16 protein-coding genes and 1 pseudogene are annotated in these 20,625 nt (G+C 42.3%); 1 reads left to right on the top strand and 16 read right to left on the bottom strand.

Going from position 1 to position 20,625, the window contains the following annotated elements:
• Positions 1 to 62: 62 nt before the first annotated feature.
• The 7 genes and pseudogenes from AB4114_RS00645 to AB4114_RS00675 form a co-directional block, all read right to left on the bottom strand.
• Positions 63 to 332 (bottom strand): annotated as a pseudogene (locus AB4114_RS00645) (molybdenum ABC transporter ATP-binding protein); the annotation flags it as partial.
• Between the two features lie 62 nt (positions 333 to 394).
• Positions 395 to 1,249 (bottom strand): diguanylate cyclase domain-containing protein, encoded by an 855-nt coding sequence (locus AB4114_RS00650; RefSeq protein WP_441986667.1) that lies wholly within the window; start codon positions 1,247 to 1,249, stop codon positions 395 to 397.
• Positions 1,246 to 3,336 (bottom strand): cellulose biosynthesis cyclic di-GMP-binding regulatory protein BcsB, encoded by a 2,091-nt coding sequence (locus AB4114_RS00655; protein ID WP_441986668.1) that lies wholly within the window; start codon positions 3,334 to 3,336, stop codon positions 1,246 to 1,248. Before AB4114_RS00655 ends, AB4114_RS00650 begins: the two co-directional genes overlap by 4 nt.
• 14 nt (positions 3,337 to 3,350) lie before the next feature.
• Complete coding sequence (locus AB4114_RS00660; RefSeq protein ID WP_441986669.1) at positions 3,351 to 4,601, bottom strand: glycosyltransferase; 1,251 nt, start codon at positions 4,599 to 4,601, stop codon at positions 3,351 to 3,353.
• Positions 4,598 to 6,163: a hypothetical protein gene (locus AB4114_RS00665; RefSeq protein WP_441986670.1), complete on the bottom strand. Its 1,566-nt coding sequence runs from the start codon at positions 6,161 to 6,163 to the stop codon at positions 4,598 to 4,600. The genes AB4114_RS00660 and AB4114_RS00665 overlap by 4 nt, the downstream gene beginning before the upstream one ends.
• On the bottom strand, positions 6,156 to 7,664 hold the full coding sequence (wsfD, locus tag AB4114_RS00670) for a glycan biosynthesis hexose transferase WsfD (protein ID WP_441986671.1): 1,509 nt from the start codon (positions 7,662 to 7,664) through the stop codon (positions 6,156 to 6,158). Before wsfD ends, AB4114_RS00665 begins: the two co-directional genes overlap by 8 nt.
• 20 nt (positions 7,665 to 7,684) lie before the next feature.
• On the bottom strand, positions 7,685 to 8,815 hold the full coding sequence (locus AB4114_RS00675; protein ID WP_441986672.1) for a hypothetical protein: 1,131 nt from the start codon (positions 8,813 to 8,815) through the stop codon (positions 7,685 to 7,687).
• A gap of 217 nt (positions 8,816 to 9,032) precedes the next feature.
• On the opposite strand from AB4114_RS00675, the gene AB4114_RS00680 reads away from it, so the two are divergent.
• Positions 9,033 to 9,989, top strand: a complete 957-nt coding sequence (locus AB4114_RS00680; RefSeq protein ID WP_441986673.1) for a serine hydrolase domain-containing protein — start codon at positions 9,033 to 9,035, stop codon at positions 9,987 to 9,989.
• Positions 9,990 to 10,392: 403 nt separating this feature from the next.
• Here the strand turns inward: AB4114_RS00680 and AB4114_RS00685 are convergent, their stop codons facing one another.
• The 9 genes from AB4114_RS00685 to AB4114_RS00725 all read right to left on the bottom strand — a co-directional run bounded on the left by AB4114_RS00685 (position 10,393) and on the right by AB4114_RS00725 (position 20,615).
• Entirely contained in the window at positions 10,393 to 10,704 is a 312-nt protein-coding gene (locus tag AB4114_RS00685; protein ID WP_441986674.1) for a hypothetical protein, read from the bottom strand.
• Positions 10,705 to 10,895: 191 nt separating this feature from the next.
• Positions 10,896 to 11,708 carry an adenosylmethionine decarboxylase gene (gene speD, locus AB4114_RS00690; RefSeq protein ID WP_441986675.1) on the bottom strand — a complete coding sequence of 271 codons (813 nt, stop codon included), beginning with the start codon at positions 11,706 to 11,708 and terminating at the stop codon, positions 10,896 to 10,898.
• A 105-nt stretch (positions 11,709 to 11,813) separates the two neighbouring features.
• Positions 11,814 to 12,428 carry a hypothetical protein gene (locus tag AB4114_RS00695; protein WP_171630932.1) on the bottom strand — a complete coding sequence of 205 codons (615 nt, stop codon included), beginning with the start codon at positions 12,426 to 12,428 and terminating at the stop codon, positions 11,814 to 11,816.
• A gap of 29 nt (positions 12,429 to 12,457) precedes the next feature.
• Positions 12,458 to 13,633, bottom strand: a complete 1,176-nt coding sequence (locus AB4114_RS00700; protein ID WP_441986676.1) for a sugar ABC transporter permease — start codon at positions 13,631 to 13,633, stop codon at positions 12,458 to 12,460.
• Between the two features lie 11 nt (positions 13,634 to 13,644).
• Positions 13,645 to 15,165, bottom strand: coding sequence for an ATP-binding cassette domain-containing protein (locus AB4114_RS00705; RefSeq protein ID WP_441987043.1), 1,521 nt, complete (start codon positions 15,163 to 15,165; stop codon positions 13,645 to 13,647).
• 93 nt (positions 15,166 to 15,258) lie between these two features.
• On the bottom strand, positions 15,259 to 16,359 hold the full coding sequence (locus AB4114_RS00710; protein ID WP_441986677.1) for a sugar ABC transporter substrate-binding protein: 1,101 nt from the start codon (positions 16,357 to 16,359) through the stop codon (positions 15,259 to 15,261).
• 112 nt (positions 16,360 to 16,471) lie between these two features.
• A complete protein-coding gene (gene xylF / locus AB4114_RS00715; RefSeq protein WP_441987044.1) occupies positions 16,472 to 17,542 on the bottom strand; it encodes a D-xylose ABC transporter substrate-binding protein in 1,071 nt (356 codons plus the stop codon).
• A 101-nt stretch (positions 17,543 to 17,643) separates the two neighbouring features.
• A complete protein-coding gene (locus AB4114_RS00720; protein WP_441986678.1) occupies positions 17,644 to 19,218 on the bottom strand; it encodes a response regulator in 1,575 nt (524 codons plus the stop codon).
• Positions 19,215 to 20,615 carry a sensor histidine kinase gene (locus tag AB4114_RS00725; protein ID WP_441986679.1) on the bottom strand — a complete coding sequence of 467 codons (1,401 nt, stop codon included), beginning with the start codon at positions 20,613 to 20,615 and terminating at the stop codon, positions 19,215 to 19,217. The genes AB4114_RS00720 and AB4114_RS00725 overlap by 4 nt, the downstream gene beginning before the upstream one ends.
• Positions 20,616 to 20,625 lie beyond the last annotated feature (10 nt).

Consider the following 20,625-nt stretch of genomic DNA (forward strand, 5'->3'; position numbering starts at 1 on the left):
AACACCTCCTTGGTTGTTAAATACTATTACTACTCTCAGCACTTATCATTCCCTTTGCTCGTCTACGGAAACGAAATCCAGGCACGTTGGTTCTGCCGTTTCACTTCTACTGAGGTCTCAAAGAAGGACGACAAACTTTCACTTGTCAGCACTTCGCGCGTATCACCTTTGGCAAACACACCACCACGACGAATGAGTACCGTTTGACCAAACATCGGGAGGATCTCCTCAATATGATGGGTGACAAATATCAAAGTCGGAGCATCCGGCCCCACGGCCAGCTCGCTTATACTAGATAATAACGCTTCTCTTGAAAGAAAATCCAGACCGTTCCCCGTATTTCGAATCGATGTCGCAACTTCCAAATCAATCTTTAATTGTCTGCACCTGATATTTAGACATCAAATTCCAATTGCTTCTTCGCCAGCGTAATAAACTCCAACGGGTTGGGAACTTCCTTCGCATCATATTCAATCGCGCCCATCTTCAAGATAAGCTCAACTCGGTATTTCTCCCTGTACTCATCCCGGTTTCGCTCCTCCACGCTATTTCTCAATCGATCAATTACGATAGAAGCACCCGGTCGATCGGTGAATAACAGCATGCCCCACATTGGATTTTCCTTATTGAGCAAATAGAGTGAATCATTCGTACGGATGCTGGTCTGACTCATTTGTGACAGATCAAGTACGGCCTCCATTAGTTGCTCTTCTCCAATAATACGCCGAATTTCATCCCAGTATTTCACACTGAAAACCAGAAGTGTTAATGGGATGTGATAACGAACTGACAGGGCCATGAAGATCGTTGCATCGGATTGGAACGAAAATGTATTCTTTAAGCTCGTTTTGGCATCTACTGTTGCGAGTGATTTGTTCGCCTTCTGCAATTGTTCATTTTCCAACTGAAGCTGGCGATTACCATAAGTAAGCAGCCACGTTGTGATCGTAAATAGTGGCGTCATGATGAGCCAGAAATAGTTCTGAGGTCCGACAACCCCGCCCACTACCACCGTTTGATACAGCGTGAATGTGCCGTACCCGAAGATGAAAAGGATATTTAAAATCAATCCCGTTGTCACGTTTGTAAAGTAGGTAACGATTGAAATTAACAACGCGAGGTTCAAGAAAATAATATTTTGGATATAGAGATTGGGGTTACCCGCGGTAAATACGATACATACGAAACAGACAATAATCAGGAAAATAAATGCGCCATCCGAAACCATACTGCTTTGTAACCGCCTCATCTACGATCCCTCCGCTTCTTTCGGTATTTACGAATAAGCAGGATAAGCGAGAGAATAACCAATAAGGCAACAAGGACAACAGCAACCATGAAACCCAGAACATCTTTGCGATTCATGACATCGTTCAATACTGTAGATGGTTCAGTCGTCGCTATTTTTTTAAAACGAAACGCATGAATTTGCCCGTCAATGTCTGTAACGGCTCCATCGCCGAATACTTTCCACAACGTCCCTTCCGAGCCGATAAGTTTAGAGGCCAAATAAGCGTACTCTGAACTAGCCCCTGTGACGGCGAGCAGCCCGAAGCCATTCCCATAAGGTGAATCGATCAATTGAAGCGAGCCTATACGAGTGCCATAGTTAGCATCGATACTCATTTTTTCATTGGAGACGAAGCCTGTGCCGCTTTTATCATATTGAAAATATAGCTTGTCATTATTCGTACGGATAACTTGATTATTTAAATAACTACCGATAGCGATGATCTCGCGGTTCTTCAGTTGTGAAGCCGCGAYATTATCTTGGTAAAAGAGAACTTCCCCGGTATTGGTCTGCGCGTAACGCCCTAGCAAATTAAAAATGTTCGAAATCGTTTGGTATAAGTAGGTATCATGCTCTTTGGGCAGAACGACTGCCAACTGATTGTAGCTGCCATCTCGCAGAAATGGATAAGGGTAATTGTTAAACAGCATGTCCGCTTTATCTTTGGTATTAAGCTGTAACATAGAATCCTTATCTACAAATGCCCATGGCATTTGATCCTGATTCTCAATACAGCCTGCATTTTTGAGTTCCAAATCGAAAGCAACTTTCACTGTGAAATTCCCGCTAATATTCAATGTTTTGGGGATTGTAATATCAATATGATCATTGTCTGCGAGCTCCGTAGACAAGCGCTTGCTGCCAATTGGTGTATCATTGATGAGGATCGTAACCATAGATCGATCGAAATCTAGATTTTTCGCGTAACGATACTTAATGCTCAATTTGCTCGCATCCGCGATTGAACGGTTACCTGGAAGTGAGACGAAATAAAATTTCTCACGATGACGGTCACCAAGAATCTTATCGCCTGTTTCCGTTAACGTTATGTTTCGGCTAATACTCATTGTCGGGGACTCTACCTCTGTTGTGGCATCGACTACTTTCGTATCCGTGTCAAGCTGACTAAGCAACGACTGATTGCCTAGTAATCGACCTGCTTTCACCAGTAAAGCAGTATCCAAAGAAGTGACCACTAACGTCGGTTTTCCCGCAAAAGTAACCAACTTAATGTAGGCTTTATTATCTAAATCATCGCTTGGAATCGTTGACTTCACTTCTTGAGGCAGATCATTATAGAAGGAGATGAGAATAAGGGCTTGCTTTGTTTTCATACTATCCGCACTGTATGCGACAATAGGAATCCCTTTATCCGAAAGAGGATTCACCTTAGCGAATCCAGAAAGCGCGTAGGTAGCCGCTTCAAGTACAGCCAAATTACTTTCCCCTTCTGTGACCAGAATCGCATTCAGACCTTCTTTGATCGTATCCAACCCGATAAAATGATCATTGAAATTCCGGATATTCTTCTGAATAGCCGTGTTTGCATAATTCACTGAGATACGGGAGGTTTTGGATATTTGCAACCAATTATCTCGCGTGGCTGTCGGCAAACAAGCATTCACAGCGAGTGGCGCGGTTGTTTCGAAATTTCCTTGAACAGTTAGCGTATTTACGTCTTTCACGAGATACGAAACAGGTACAAGGACAGTCAACTGCTGTTGTTTCGTTTCTTGAATGACCGGACGAAATGAGTGAAACGGCTTTCCATTTATTGATAACGTTACACTAGATCGGTCATTCTGCAGAAGGCGCGAAATCTCATAATCGAGATGAACTTCTACACTAGCTACATTCCAATAATCCTCAATCTGAAAGTACTGCGATGTATAGGTTACGCCGCCAAGTAACGACGTATCTGCAAAATTAGTTTGGTATTGTTTATTCCCAGTTGGTGAAAGCTCTTCCGCCCCTGCTGTTGAACTTAACGAAGTAAACAGGGATAAAAGACAAACGGTCGTAATCAACAGCCATCGTTTCTTCATAAATTCTCCCCAATCTAATACCTTTCGGTTTTATACCATTTGGCTTCACGCTTGAATACCAAATCCTTCAAAAACGCGTACATACCATATGCTGCAACAACCATCCACATCTGGCAGTAAGAAACGTACATGAGCATTATAATCCAAACATTCGAAAGCTTCATTTCACCCTTTTCTGTTACTAACGTAATGAATGTCCCAAGAATAAATAAGATAATGGCAAGCCCCCACAAGAAAGAGCTAAAACTAGCAATAGTAGTACTTACATAACCCAAAGCATGCAATATGAGAAGTAAATCGGACATGACTAACGAGGTTAGCAACAATACATATATCGAGAGATAGTATAAAATATCAAAATGAATGTTTCGAGCCGAACGTTTGAATAATAAGGGGATGTTTTTGACGATGACGTAAATATTTCCCTTCGCCCATCGCGTTCGCTGCTTAAACCATACCTTAACTGTTTGTGGCTCTTGCTCCCATGTGACTGACTTAGGCTGGAACTTAATCTTGTATCCCATTAAGTAAATGCGAAAACTAATTTCCGTATCCTCTGCTATTGCCTTCACATCCCAACCACCCATTTGCTCGATGATCGAACGCCGAACAATAAAATTCGTACCGGGAATGGTACACAGCTTGAATAACTTCCATCTCCCCGCTTGTGCCATCCATTGAAATGATAAGGTTTCAACATTAATAAAACGAGTCAAGAGGCTTGCATCACGATTGCGTGTTCGAAATTTCCCGATTACGGCTCCTAGGCTAGCATCATGCGTTATTTCGGAAACTAGATACGTCAAAGCCGTTTTCTCCGGGGTATTGTCTGCATCATAGATGGCAATAAGTTCTCCTTTGCTTCGTTTAAAACCCAAATTCAAAGCATTGGACTTCCCTTTCCCACCTATCACATTATCCGTGTTTAAGATGATCAAATTGCGGTTTGGGTACTTCGTTTGGAGATTTCCTAATAGGACACTGCTATTATCAGAGGAATTGTCATTGATGACGATAATCTCATATCGATCATGAGGATACGATAGCGCGAGTAAGGATTCCACCGTTTTGGTTATTACCTTTGCCTCATTGTGTGCCGGAACCATGATGCTAACGAATGGTGGCTCACCTTCTATAGGTGCAACCGGTTTGTTCTCAATTTGAATATAGTACAAGTAGCCTGCTACGATTAGAATCACATTAACCAATAACAGTGACCAAATACAGAAGACGGAAATTAGCATCAAAATATCTGCAACTGTCATAATGACCTCTCCTGATGGGTGAATTTTCGTTTGTACATGCGATACCCAATGATGAGAAATACCATAAAAATAAGAAGTGTCGTTAAGATAAGTACAATAAAGATATTATTTTGCACGGAAAACAAGGTCGCAAAGCTCTTCTTCACTTCTCGCACATAGGTGTGATCAGAGTCGATCTCAGTTATCGCATTGTTTAGTGCAATAGCCTGTCCATTGATTAGCAGGTGACCGCTATGTGAGGTTAATTCGTTCTTTTCCGTGCGGACACTATGCTCATCATTCTTATAATCGTCAAATGTTGTCCAACTTGTTAATAAAGTGTCCAGTGTTTCTTCCATTTCTTGGTGATTTATGGGGAAGGGATAGACAAACGCGGTATTCATAGGCAAAGGATCTATCGTTTTAGAAGAAATGACATAATTGCTAATTTCCTTTGATTGTATGGTATACATAGCTGATGTAAATGCACTTGACGTTGAAGTTTGTGCTCGATACATGATGCGCTGATTAGGGAAGATAATACCTGATTGAAAAAAAGATAATCCATTTCCACTATAATGTTGGTCATAAGTCCAATAAAGCTCAGTACCAACACCCAAGGGAACAATTCCATACGCAGCCAACGCATCTAGAAAGGAGCTCATTTGTGATTTTAATATCGTTATGTCCTGACTAATTGTCGAATTTACAACGGGTGCATTTACAACAATACTTCCGTTTCGCGACTGTATATGCTTAATGGCTTCCAAATATCGCTGCATAGCGGGGAAATCTAAATTGTTTAGAACTGGCTGTACACTGACGATAAAAGGAATCCCTGCTTCATATAGGCGCTCCGCCATTTCACTGAGCATTTCAAGATCAGAAAAGGGATAAATCTCATTCAATAATACATAACTATGACTAACCGTCTTGACAGACAACCAGTCTTTTAGGACAAAAGCTGCTGCTTGCTCACTTAAATTTCCATTTACCATGTAAGGGATATAGGCGTATTTACCATGTAGAACACCGTAAGGTGAAGTTGTCTTCTTCCTCTCGGAAGTTATTTGTCCATATGAGGTCCCGTTAAATTTCGTTATAAAAGTAATGTTACTGGCTGTAATTGAGCTTTGGGAGAACTGTCCGATTGCAAGACGTATGTTATCTTGATCTAACAGTTGATCTTCCAGGTTCAAATCCTGTCGAATATTAGCAGGAAGCCCATTCCCTATATGCATATATTCCCCTACGTACTCATTCATATCCTGCTTAAATAATTCTAACGTTTGTATCACATCATCTGCATTGCGAATCGTAATAACTTTACTGAACTTAAGGAGCATTCCTTTTTCATAACTCTCATAAGATGTCACCGTCACTTGAACTCCAAATGAAGCCAGTAATCGCTGAACAGCCTCAACATTCCCCTCTTTTGGCGTGCCTTTAGCTAGGCTATCATAGACGAGGAGGACAGAAGTCTTCTCGGTTTGATTCGCAGAAGTAGCGCTCGGATAGCAAAACATAAGTAGCAGGCAAGATAGAATAAAAAGAATTGATCGTTGGAATCGCTGCTTATGCACGATGTTCACCTCCTTGCAAAGCTCCAATGTCCGTGTCTTCTTCAACTTCCTGAATCCATAATCTCTTTGCAATTAAATCACATATCGTAATTAATGAAACGAGATCGAATACTAAAGTGAATAAAAATTCATGCTTGGCAATGTCAGCATCCCCAGCCCCGACAATGGAAACGAAAATCCCAGATAGACCAATCACGATCATCATCAGAATCAAAGGTAGTCTCACAGCATTCCTACGTTGTCGTGACTTAATGGCTTTCACAAAAGACGGTACATATAACCCCATAATAATGAGAGTCCAGAGGATTACGAATCCAAAGGTTTTAGGAGCTAGCCAATCTTTCAACAAGCTGTAACTTGAGAAAAATATTGTTTGTGAACCAAATGATTTGCCTGTCGATGCCTCATAATTCCCAAGCGCATGCGGCCTAATGCTAAAACCATCTTGTGCAGCTAAATTGAGCATTTTTCCAGCTTGATCAGGATGTAAGAAATAGTAACCGAGTATCGAGGCCATACTATATTTATTATAAAATTTTTCCTGCATAAGCTCTGAATCCACTGCAGCTGACGAGTAGGGATCATAATATAAGGTCTCATCAAGGACTGCAAATTGTTTATCAATACCGAAACTTTCGAGCGTCTTCTCAGGATTCACTGAGCCCATGATCACACCGCGTGTCATCGCATGGTATTTATTGATATTCAAAAATTCCTGAGGAATTAGCACATAGCTGCCAATACCAACACCTAAAATAGCAATTAGTACCGTTGCCGTAATGACGCGAAACGACCTCGCCTTACGAATATATATGAAGAAAACGCCAAAAACTGCAATAATCATACCCACAGGAGCATTCTGCTGCTTACTTGTAGTCAAAAAGATGGCACTGACAACAAATATCGCTAGCATCAAATAATCGTTATATCGTTTCCGATAGAGCAATATACCTGCGGCAAACATGAAAATCGTCATAATAAGCACGACGCTCTCACTATAAAAGGAATTAAAATAAGCTGTATATCCCGTATCACCTAAAATAAAAATGGTAAGGAGCGCAACAAGATAGCCTCTTTGCTTGGACATTTTCCAAGTAAGCGCCTCTACGAGTAAGTAAATGGCTGCTGCATATAAAACGAGGTACATCCCCGCTTGAAAACGAATATCAAAAATATGAGAGTCATGAATGAGTAGATTGACTAAAAGGGATGCTTTAATAAACATGGACTGTGAAGAAAACAATGTAGCACCATTCTCATTATAAAATTGATACACACCGTAATCTTTAACGAAATAACCGAGGTAATKATTCGTATAATTAGGATCATTGAAATACAACCCGTTACTGTACAAAATCCGAAAATAATCCCCATTATCAGCCATCCCGATATAGGGAGGCGTAAATAGTGCGATCACTGTGATCAAGAACACCACGATGGCAGCGAACGCAGCTGGGGACATCTTGCTAAGCACCACTTGGATGAAACGATTGTTCCACATGTGATCGCACTCCTTTCTGATCAGTACGTGTAGGCTAGAAGTGCCATCAAATTATCGAAGGAGTAGGCCTGCGCGGCATTGACATCTCCGAAGCCGCCATTCAGCGGACTCTGTGGATTATGGATTTGAAATTCATTCATTTTGTGAATACTATCGGCATAAAGCTCATGATCCTTAACAACCGATCCAATCATGGCTGATATCGCATAGATTGCAGTTGACCTTACTTCGTTCAGTGGTTTCCCATCCCGATCATATTGACCATATAAGGTTCCTGCTTTAACCTGATCTTTGATATAACGGATACTGGCTGGCTGTTCCAGCTTAACTTCTGCTAGGTTTAAAATAGTTAGTAACGATTCTACGGTGTTTATGCTTTCAGATTGATAACCCTTCTTATCAAAATCATAGCGAGTTTGGTAAAATGGAAACGAATCCGACAAATATCCATCTTGGACAATTTGCAGCATACTAGCTTCAAGTGCCGCCTTCTTTTTCCGTGAGAGCGGTACAAGCTCCAACGAGGCAGCGTCGATATAGCACAAGGTTAGGAATGAATTTGTCATTCGATATGTTGGATCGTAGAAGTCTCGCAATTGTCCATTCACAACATTGTATTGATAGAGTCGCTTGCCGTAAGTTTCCGCTTCTTCTCTGTAATTCTTTATTTCAAAAGCGACGGTAGCTTCATCKAGTGCCCGAATGATACGTAAATCATCTACAATGGCATTCATTGGATACTGTTTATTCCTATTGGGACTATACCGATAGCTGAATCCAAATGGTGTATCAAATACTTGCTTGGCTTGCTGCCACTGCTCATCAAACTTATCTTTCTGACCGGTGAGTGCGTAATAACGCATGTAGAGACCCGCGGATTCACTCAGAACTTCATGACCAGAAGCAGCAGCACCCAATTGATCTGTATCCTTCAGATTCGTATAAATACCATGCTTGCTTGTAAGATTGTCCTGTATAAATTCCACTAATAAGTTGCGATTTTCCGTCACTTGCATGGTCTGACTATATTGACTGCTTGATTGCCGCTGCAGTCTTGGGGTGTCTCCCAGCATAAAGTTTATCCAATAAAAAATCACATAGATGCCTATTAATCCGAGGATGATCAGTCCTATATTCCTGAAAATTTTCATGTATTCCGGCAGCTCCTAACACAATCATTTCCAGAAAAAACGTCGAATGGTATGATAAAAAGACTACACACTACATCTGAGGTGGAATCTTTATCTAGAAGTCGTATTTTGCGCTCGAGTGGGCTTAGTTAGTTGTAGTTTATCACAAGAAACTATTCGATCAAAAGGTAAATCCTCCCTAAATCAAGTAAAATGTCGTAATAATAAGAAGGATGTCATGAACTTTTCAATTTTATCAGAAGAATTAGAACCAGCCAATCTTGTAAGTTGCCTCATCAGTCAAAGAGGTCAAATTACTTACGAGCAATACCGAGAACCGCACTTTGCTGAAACTGTAGCAAAAATCAATTCCTGTACCAAAAGCATCCTCTCTGCACTCTGTTGTATCGCTATGGATCAAGGTTTGTTGCCTTCCCCGGCAACACCTGCATCCGTTTTTTTCCCGCAGCTTGCGAAAGATCCAGCATCACATAAAAGTGAAATAACGCTGCTCCATTTATTAACGATGACATCAGGCCTCGATTGGACAGAATTTGGTGGACAGAATTCGTTTCCACGCATGACAAGAACATCGAATTGGGTAGATTTCGTGTTGGATCAACCCTTATCCGATTTGCCTGGGACGAAAATGTCTTATAATTCTGGTGGCTCTCAATTATTATCTGCGATCCTGGTCCAAGCAACAGGCATGTCAGTGGCTCGTTATGCTGAGATGACTTTATTCGAACCGCTTGGCATTGAATCGTATAGTTGGGAACAGGACCCTCAAGGTATCCATACGGGTGGTTTCGGATTGTCACTTCGTCCCATAGATATGCTCAAATATGGTCAGCTCTATCTCCAACAAGGGAAATGGGGAAATTCTCAGCTTATTTCCCAAGAGCTTGTCGCTCTTTCCACGCAACCCGCGATACGAGCGGAGGCACCTCGCCGCGGCAGCTATGGCTGGCATTGGTGGACAGATACTTACCCAGATCGTGCGGAGAACGACGACTCACCTATTCAATCGTTACATTACTTTAATGCGTATGGATTCGGAGGCCAGTGCATTTATATCCTGCCTTCTATTGAAACCGTTGTTGTATTGACCAATGACCAACGAAAAAAGAGCAAAATTCCTCTCCATGTGTTCCGCCAAACCGTTGCACCCTATCTGTTGGAACTAGTTGAATAAGAACTCTGGAATGGCTGGTGTTTGGGGGGCTAGATACGTTTGATTAAGGAGTTCACAGAGGATGATGGGATTAGTTTGACGATGAGTTCCCAGAGGATGATGAGTTTAACTAGTTTCCTTGGCTTGATAAAATAAATAACTGGAAATTGTACAGCTAATCTAACGATATCCACCCTAAATTTCATTTTAGATGGAAAATATGTAGTTATTTCTCCCTCATTCGGTCATTTCGTCAAAAATGCTTGTATTTAAATGGATAAAATCCATTTATTCGGAATAAATAAGGAAATTCGCACAAATTAACTGGAGGAAATACATCTATTTGCCTCCGAGATAGTGGAAGAGGCTTCTATCGCCAAATAGTCAAAAGCTTGCCACCTCTGGCAAGCTCTCCTACTACTTTTTACATGATAATAGAATAGACTAAGAAACCGCCTAGAGGCACGATCCAGAGAAGCGGGATACAATTCCAGATCAATGATGCCCTGTAACGCCGACGTGAAAAGGTTACCCATCCGCCGATAATTGCTGCGAGTAGTCCAACTGGATATAGCAAGATAGCGATAAAAATAAGCCATGTTGTTGCGTGGCTGATCGCATCGGGATCGTCAAACATCATGACAGACATCCCCGCGATAAACATCCAAACAAGAACAAATATGACGTAAACGAGTTGTGACATAATTAATGTCCACAACATTTTGTTCCGATTCAATAAAATCCCCCACTTCCATTCAGTACGTATGTATGATGAATGCAACTCCTCAAACAGCCTTTATTTTAACATAATCCAAGTATGATATCTCTATGATTCTGCCAAGTTTCGTTATTTCACCCAAACTCTGACTCTGATCAAATGCGAAAGGGTCTGGAGCAGTCATCCCTGCATCCAAACCCTTTTAATCATCAATTAAATACCATATTTTTCCCATAGAAGATCTCATCCATCTCCCATTTGACGCTTTTCTCGATTTCCAGCTGCTCTTCCTTGCTGAGCGTGTCTTTCGTGTATCCGAACAAATAGTTATTCAGATCAAACTCGCGAAGCTTGCATTTCGTGTGGAAAATATTTTCCTGATACACGTTCACATCGATCATCTGATATAAATCTTGAATTTCCTCCGGAATATAATTTTGAATGGAACTGATCTCGTGATCGATGAAAAGCTTGTGCCMGCTGATGTCGCGGGTGAACCCTCTGACTCTGTAATCCATCGTCAGGATGTCGTTATCGAAAGAACGAATAAGAAAATTCAATGCTTTAAGCGGCGATATTTCTCCACACGTTGATACGTCAATATCTGCTCGGAAGGTGCTTATTCCCTCATCARGGTGATATTCTGGATACGTATGGACAGTAATGTGACTTGTGTTGAGATGCATGACCACCGCGTCTGGCAAGGGTCCTGGCGACTCTTCGAACGATTCGTTCGGTTCCTGCTCGATAGGGCCTTCAGAAACCAACATGGTTACGCTAGATCCTTGTGGGACATAATCCTGCTTCGCGATATTCAAGACGTGAGCACCGATAATATCGGCAACTGTATTCAATAAAGCTGTCAAACGATCGGCATTATATTGCTTATCAATATACGCTATGTAGGCTTCGCGCTCTTCTCTTGTTTTGGTGAAACAGATATCGTACATATTAAAACTTAGCGATTTGGTTAAATTATTAAAACCATGCAGAGTAATCATCTGCTCCGAAGTTAATTTCAAGTAAATCCCCCCTATGTCTATACTGTAAACTGCTTACACAAATATTAAACAGCTACACATAGGATGGTATGTCGGAGTCGCTTTTATTCCATGTTAACAAATACATCAACTACGAGCATCGTTATATTCCTGATACATTTGACCCCAATAAGCCTCATTTAACTCGTCTCTCGACAGTTCCAGACTCGTCGATTTGCCTAATTGTAAAGCATGATACCGATAAGCATTGAAAAAATTTCTTTCCGCTGTGCTAATCCGACTTCCGTTATAGATGGCAGATTGCGTCGTAAACCCTATGCTAACAAGTAGGGAAACAACTGACGCTAAGATGCGAGAGACCATGTAGGAGGCAACACCAGCCCAACCGGTCAAAACGAATCCAATCACAACGGCAATGAACGTCGGGAGAAAGAGTCCATATATATGCGAAAACATAGCACCTAACTGAATAAACGGGAACCAGACGATGCCACTAAATGTGAGTAGAATGCCAATCGTCATAGCAAACAATGTACATATGGCAATATTCGAAGGACTTAATTGCAGCGCAAAGCACAGGATCCCTGTGACAAAACCTAATGATGAAGTCATCACACTGATGGATTCCGTGGTTTTGAGAATGCTATACGGTTTAATATCTGGATACAATCTCGCCATAAGACCAAAGCTTGTTGGAACGTCCAGACTTATTTTAAGCCCCTGTGGCGTGTAGATAGCCATACCTTGTCTCTCCTTTGCGCCGCCATCCATTAAGCTCTCTTCTTCCTCGTTACGACATCGAAAATAACGGCAATTGCGAGTACCGCTCCACGAATCATGTACTGATACGAAATGCCTATTCCCATGAGATTCATCCCACTCGATAGGGAAGCCATTACAATCGCGCCGATAATGGAGCCTGTCACTTTACCAACGCCGCCTGCTGCGGAAACACCGCCAACATAAGCCGCAGCGATTGCATCGAGCTCGAACAAAGTACCTGCCGTCGTTGTAGCGGATTGCAACCGCGCCGTAAAGAGGATCCCGGAAAGTGCTGATAGCATACCCATCGATCCAAATACGATATACGTGATCTTTTTCACACTAATTCCGCTCAAATTCGCTGCCTCTGGATTACTGCCAACGGCATAGATATGTCTGCCTAATACCGTTGAAGTCGTCAAGAAGTGGTACACAGCCACCACAATCATGACTACGATAACCGTCCAGGAAAAGCCGTTATACCCAGCTAGAATCCATGTAATATAAGCGATGATCGCTGAGACGAAAATAACCTTCACGGTGAAAATATTGGCAGAAACAACTTCGAAATTGTATTTCAGTTTGTTATTTCGTTTTGAAAATTCACTGTAAATGTAAAGAACGATCATGACCGCTCCCAAAATTAAGGAGAGCAGATTCAATCCCCCTACCTTCGTAATCGCGGGGATGAAGCCGTTTCCGATCGCATTGAAGTTCTCATCTTTTACGATAATTGTGCCAGTTTTCTCGGTTACACGCAGCAGCGCGCCTCTGAAAATCAACATGCCCGCAAGGGAAGCCACAAAGGACGGAATACCGAACTGAGCGACCAACAACCCATTGAATAATCCTACGATGATACCTAGCACGAGAATGATTGGAATGGTGATATAGAACGGAACTCCTGCTTGTGAGAGAAGTACAGCAGCAATTGCACCTAGGAACCCTGCCGCAAATCCGACGGATAAATCAATATGTCGAATGACAATGACGAGCGTCATGCCCACGGCTAGAACCGCAATATACCCCGTTGCGTCAATCAGATTACTTATATTTCGCGATGACATGAACAAGCCATCTGTCATGATGGAGAACGTCAGCATGATGATGAATAGGGCGATATACATCCCATATTCTCGGATATTCACTTTAATTAGCGATTTCGCTTCACTATAAAATTGCACGGGTCTTCCTCCTATTGCGTCGCAAGCTTCATAATTATTTCTTGATCCGCATCCTCGATGGATAGCTCGCCTTTTATTTGACCTTCAGCCATGACATACACCCGGTCACTCATACCCAAAACTTCACTAAGCTCTGATGAGATCATGATAATGCTCATTCCTTCACTAATCAGCTTGTTCATAATCGTATAAATTTCATATTTGGCCCCGACATCAATGCCGCGCGTAGGTTCATCTAAGATGAGCAGGCTCGGATTCACAAATAACCATTTGCCGAGTGAGACTTTCTGTTGATTTCCCCCGCTCAAATTACCTACAATTTGTTCCACGGAAGGTGCTTTAATATTTAATGATTGCTTGTAATGATTCGAAATTTTCACTTCTTCATTATGATTAATGATGCCGTTCTCCGAAATCTCATGCAGGTTGGCAACAGCAATGTTTTGCTTGATATCTTGGATAAGGAACAATCCGTCTCCTTTACGATCTTCCGTTACATAGGCAATACCCGCCTTGATGGCATCCTTCGGATGGACGAAAGTTTGTTTAGTACCTTCCATAAGGAGGTCTCCGCGAAGCTTATACGCTTTGGGATTTCCAAAAATACTTTGCGCTAGCTCCGTTCGACCTGAACCCATCAACCCAGCAATGCCGACAATTTCACCCTTTTTAATATGCAAATTCACATCTTTCACGACGTCTCGACCCAACTGAGGATCATACGCCGTCCAGTTTTGAATCTCGAGTATGTCCCTACCGAATGACTTCGTCATTCTTTTCGGATAAATATCGTCGATCTCGCGACCTACCATGTTTTTGATAATGACACTTTCCGAAATCTCACCTTTTGCAGCATCCAGCGTACATATCGTCCTGCCATCTCGTAAAACCGTGATATGATCGGCAATCGCCGTCACTTCTTTGAGCTTATGAGAAATCATAATGCTCGTAATGCCTTGTTTTTTCAACTCTCGCAAGAGTTCAAGTAGGTTCTCGCTTTCTTTCTCATTAAGCGCAGCTGTCGGCTCATCCAGAATGAGCAGCTTCACATCCTTGCTTAAGGCTTTAGCAATTTCAACGAGCTGTTGCTTTCCGACGCCCAAATCTTTAACAAGAACCTCTGGGTTCACATCCAGCTTCACTTTATGAAGCATTTCTTTGGCCTGACGAATCGTCTGATTCCAATCGACCATCATGCCTTTTCTTACTTCGTTGCCTGCATAAATGTTCTCGTACACTGTAAGATCCGGAAATAGCGCTAACTCTTGATAAATAATGGCGATGCCCGTCTTCACACTGTCACTGATCCTCGAAAATTGCTGAACCTTGCCCTCGAACACAATATCTCCTGCGTAAGTGCCGCTTGGGTATACACCACTAAGTACTTTCATTAAGGTCGACTTGCCAGCGCCATTTTCACCCACCAAACAATGAATTTCGCCTGTATTCACTTTAAAATTAACGTTCGCAAGTGCTTTCACACCTGTAAATTCTTTGGATATATTGTTCATTTCTAAGATATATTCACTCATCATCAAGCGCTCCTTAGCCAACCGACTCTCGGAATAGAGGAATAGTGATAGACGCATCTATCACTATTCCTTCCAAGCTATGTGATCTTACACCTACAAGCCTTTGAAATCGGATGCTTGATAGTACGCAGAATCCACAAGTGCAGATTTTACATTTGCTTTGTCAACGACAATTACATTCGTTTGTTTTGCTTTCACGTCAATTTTGCCATTGTTATACGATCCTGTAGTTTCAGGTGTTTTACCATCMAAAATAGCTACAGCCATACCCATTGCATCTTTAACGAGTGTACGAACATCTTTGAACACGGTCATGGATTGTTTGCCGTCGATTACGTATTGAATCGATGCTTTCTCCGCATCTTGACCTGTAACTAGGAACTTCGTAACCGCTTTATCTGAAGCAAATACATCCGCGATGGAGCGAGCTGTTCCATCATTTGGAGCTAGAATGGCAACATCGCCCTTCATGTCTGCTGCAGCTGCTGTCAAATGGGTTTGTGCTTTATTTTTCGCTTCGTTCGCATCCCAGTTCGTCGTGACTTGCCCGATAATTTTACTCATTTGCTCACGAGTTAATTTGGCAGTTCCTTTCAAAGCAGCAGCCTCACTGGAGTTTGCAATTTTGAATGTGCCATCGGCAATTTTCGGTTGAAGCACTTGCCATGCACCTTCGAAGAACAAGAACGCATTGTTATCAGATGCAGCACCTGCGTACAAGTACAATGGCTGACCTGGTTTCGCTTTATCCACTAAGTATTGTGCTTGTGCTTTACCAACAGCAATACTGTCGAAAGTCACATAGTAGTTAACCGCATCTGTTTTGGTAATCAAGCGGTCATAGGAGATAACTTGAATACCGGCTTTCTTAGCAGACTCAACAGCAGCTGCTGCTGCATCACCGTCTTGCGGACAAATGATTAACACTTTGATTCCTTTAGCGATCAAAGCATCAACGTTTTCTTTTTCTTTCGCTGAGGAGCCTTGGCTGAATAAGATTTCCGTTGTATATTTCGAACCTTTCAAAGCGTCTTTGAAACGTTGCTCATCTTGAACCCATCTTGGCTCGTCTTTGGTAGGCAATACAATTCCAACGCTTACTTTCGAGCTGCTGGAGTTCCCACATGCTGCAACCATCACGGCTAGAAACATAACCACTAACATCAAAGAAATCGCTTTCACACTTCGTTTCATTTGTAATACCCCTCTCATTTGTTTTGGCTGTGCGCCAACTACAAACTGAGTATATCACCGGGATTTTCCAATGTAACCGCTTTATATTAGCACTTTTTTTAACAATGCTATACTATTTTGTCATTTGACTTTGATTCACATTTTTATATACGTCTTCTCTCAAGTGGAAGCCATCTGCGATGATCGTGGCATCCATATTTGACTGATCCACGGCAATCGGTTCGAGTAAAATGGACGGAACATCAATTTTCTTATTGTTTACTTTTTTATCCGCATGAACATTTCCGCCTTTCGCCATCTTCACAGCAAGCTCAGCAGCTGTTTCTGCAAGCTTCTTAATGGGCTTATACACCGTCATTGTCTGTGTCCCTTCGACGATTCGCTGCGCAGCTGCAAGCTCCGCATCTTGCCCCGAAACGGGTATGCGACCTGCCATCTTCTGGGCTGTTAAAGCTTGAATCACGCCACCTGCTGTCGCGTCATTCGCGGCAACAACCGCGTCTACTCGATTCTGATTGGCAATCAAAGCCCGCTCCATGTTCGCAAACGCATTCGCAGGCTTCCACTCTTTCGTTGCTTGATCAAAAACGATAGTAATGTCCCCCTTCTCTACGAGAGGCTTTAAAATGTTCATTTGACCTTTTTTGAACATATGCGCATTGTTGTCTGTATCCGCGCCTTCGATTAAGACATAGTTGCCTTTAGGTGCTTTCTTCACGATCGCTTTCGCTTGCAATTCGCCAGCTTTCTCATTATCGAAGGAAATATATAAATCGACATCCGAATTGACTATCAAACGATCATACGAAATAACCTTGATGCCCGATTTGTGTGCCTTCTCCACAATCGCTGCGGATACCTCTGCGTTGTGAGGCACAACGACAAGTACATCTACGCCGCGTGATATCAAGTTCTCTGCTTGCGCAAGCTGCAAGGCATCGTCGCCATTCGCTGCTTGAACCTCAATACGCGCACCGAGCTTTTCAACAGCAGCTTTGAATAAATCCCGATCCTTCTGCCATCGTTCTTCCAACAGCGTATCGATCGATAAACCCACGACCACTTTGTTGTCAGTTTGCATAATCCGATTGGGGCTTGGCTTACTATCCATTTGCGGGCTAGCTTTATCCGTTGGCGCACTGTTCGTTCCGATGAACGAGCAAGCCGATAGCACGAAGGCCATAATCACGGTGACGCCAACCAATTTACTACTCTTTCTGACATGTTTCAGCGCAAACCCCTCCTAAAAGTTTTCGTCAGAAAACAAACTTCGTAAGCATTCTTTCAACTATGCTTCTTGTTGGTTGGTCGAATCAGCATCTTCCGATAATCCGTCGGTGAATGTCCAACTAGCTTTTTAAAAACGCGGCTGAAATAATTCGGATCGTTATATCCCACTTCAAATGTAATTTCTTTGAGACTTTTATCCGTTTCCTGCATCAATTGCTTGGCCGTTTCGATCCGATATTCCGTAAGAAAGTCAATATAATTCATTCCGAAATGCTCTTTAAACAGCTTACTGACATAGAAAGGATTCCGATCAACCGTAGCTGCAATYCGCTCCAAGGACAATTCCTCATGAGCATGTTTCTGGATATATAACTTCATCGTTTGGAGTAAATCTGTCTCAACGACATCTCCAACCTGAACTAAGTTTTGAATTAATAGCCGGGATTCCGCTTTCAATTGCATATAGCTTGTCGTTGCATAAGGAAAATAGGGTGTATGGACATCCATCCCCATTTCCTGCAACATGCGGGTCACAACGATTAACACTTCAAAAATTCGTTGCTGCGATAATCCAACGCCTTGCTGAGCACCTTCGAAAATATCAATTATTTTGGCAATCTGATCGCCAGCTGCTTCAAGATTTCCGCGTCGAATCTCTTCGAGCACACGCTTCTCCATCTCAATGGTACGACTGCCAATTGCCCGGATATCATCTCGTGTGAGATTCTCAAATAAACTATAACGAGCAGGCAGTGTGTTATCCATCGACGCCAACAACGCTTCATGATAGGATTTGCGCATGTCCTTCAGGTCCTTGCATAAACCGCCTATGCCAATAAAAAGACGAAATCCACCCTTCGTATCCAACGCTTGGATCCATTTCTTCGCTACGCTAATAGCCTGTGCGCGATAGGAGAATTCACCATCCATAAATACAATTGCTGGTACTTGATTGCCTGACATTTTCCCTAGCCAGATCGGATTGGATACATCCAGGTGCAACTCACTTACTTGCAGATACATATCATCATAATCCCGTAGATGTGAAGGTTCCGCCATATCATGCGAGAATTGCAAGGTCATCACAAAACCGTCTCGCCCAGATGGAAGCCCAATTATGTCAATCATCTCAGCAAGTGATGCCGATTGCACATAATCAAATAGCAGCTGCTCCACAATATCAGCCTCCACTAGAGGCGTCATCTTCTGCAGCCTTACTTGCTCTAAACTTCTACTCGCCAACTCCTGTTGAATCATTTTAATCTCATTGGCTACCCGGCCGATCGTCTCCAGCACGACAGAAATTCGGCTTGGTTTCAACATATAGTCATAGACGCCTAACTTAATGGCTTGTTGAGCAAATTCAAACGTGTCAAATGCAGTGACAACAATAAACTTAACCGCTTTATTAGTCGCTCTAATCTGCTCTATCGCTTGAAGTCCATTGATGCCGGGCATCTTAATATCCATCGTGATCAAGTCTGGTTGTAACCGCTCTGCAGCTTCAATAGCTTCTCTGCCATTCGCGGCTTGGCCTACGACCTCTACATCTGGAGAACCTTCTTCGATAATTCGTTGCAACGCAATCCGCTCAATTGGTTCATCATCCACAATTAACATACGAATCATACGACATGCCCCCTCGGCAGCTTCAATGTAATACAAGTGCCAGCTCCTAGATGGGATTCAATCTCTATGATCTCCTCAACCCCATAAAATAGCTGTAAGCGATGAATCACATTCCATATGCCTATCCCCGTAGAATGACCTTTATATATAGAATTTTCCGTATGAGATAATAATCGATTTAGCTGCTCTTCATCCATGCCCTGTCCTGTATCTTGTACCTGTACTAGGATGTGTTTCTCTTCCTGCCTGACTCGAATCGTAAGCGTGCCACCTTCTTCAGCTGGTTCAATCGCATAAATAAACGCGTTCTCTGCAAGCGGTTGCAAAATAAGAATTGGTAGTTCAATGCCTAATGCATCCTCATCAATTTCACGAACGACTTGCAGACGATCACCAAAGCGAGCCTTCTGAATCGTTAAATACTCCTCAAGCACTTCGAGCTCGTCTTTTAAAGACACTCGGCTATCCAACTTGCGGAGATTATATCTAAGCATACCGGCAACAGAGCTAATTAATTCGCTCGTTTTTCCCGCGCCTGCCAAATAAGCTTCCTTCGACAACATATTTAACGTATTGAAAAGAAAATGGGGATTAATCTGACTTTGTAAGCTCTTCAACTCGCTTTCTTTCAGCATGAGCTTATGTCGATGAAGATCATATTCCAATTGGGCTTTACTTTGAATATCATCGATAAAATGACCGATCTTAAGTCGCATACTGTCCAGCGTTTTAGCCAAAAAGGATATTTCATCGTTATTGCCCAAATCAATGGGATTTTTAAAATTCMCCCGTGACAATTCTCGCGCAGACAGCGTTAATTTCAGCAATGGCTGTGTCACACTATCCACAAATCGATAGGAAAACAGCAAAAGCAGCAAAGAAACGAGCGCTAACGTCCAGAGTCCCATCTTCTTAATATTTTCACTTCGCTTAATAATTTTTCTATAGAAAGCATCGTAGGTGTTCTGTTCACCACTAATTAAGGTGAGTGTCGCTTCTGATATATATTTGGAGATATTGGATGCTTCGTCAAATTGTTTCGCTGCGTTTTCTTCATCATTATCTTTCTGGAAGCGAACGGCCAAATCCATCGCCTCTGCCTGACTCTCCAGCATGTTCTGTAAATTATCGAGCAGCATCATGTTGCTTGCATTTCGCAACCAACTCATCTCAGTCTTGGTTCGAAGAAGACTGCTGTTATCCGTGACATATTGATTCAAGCTTTCTAACGTAGGTGACATGCGATACTTATTCAGAGTGGTTAACGATTGTTGGCTTAATTGCGAGGCTTGATTCATTTGCATATAGCGCTGAAGAATTTCATTATACTTTTCGACGGTTCGCTGATTATAAATGCTCATGGAGAGCCAAATAATCGCCATAATTACCCAGATCAAGATCGACAGC

It is taken from the genome of Paenibacillus sp. 2RAB27 (assembly GCF_052115445.1).
In the GTDB taxonomy this organism is placed as follows: Bacteria; Bacillota; Bacilli; order Paenibacillales; family NBRC-103111; genus Paenibacillus_E.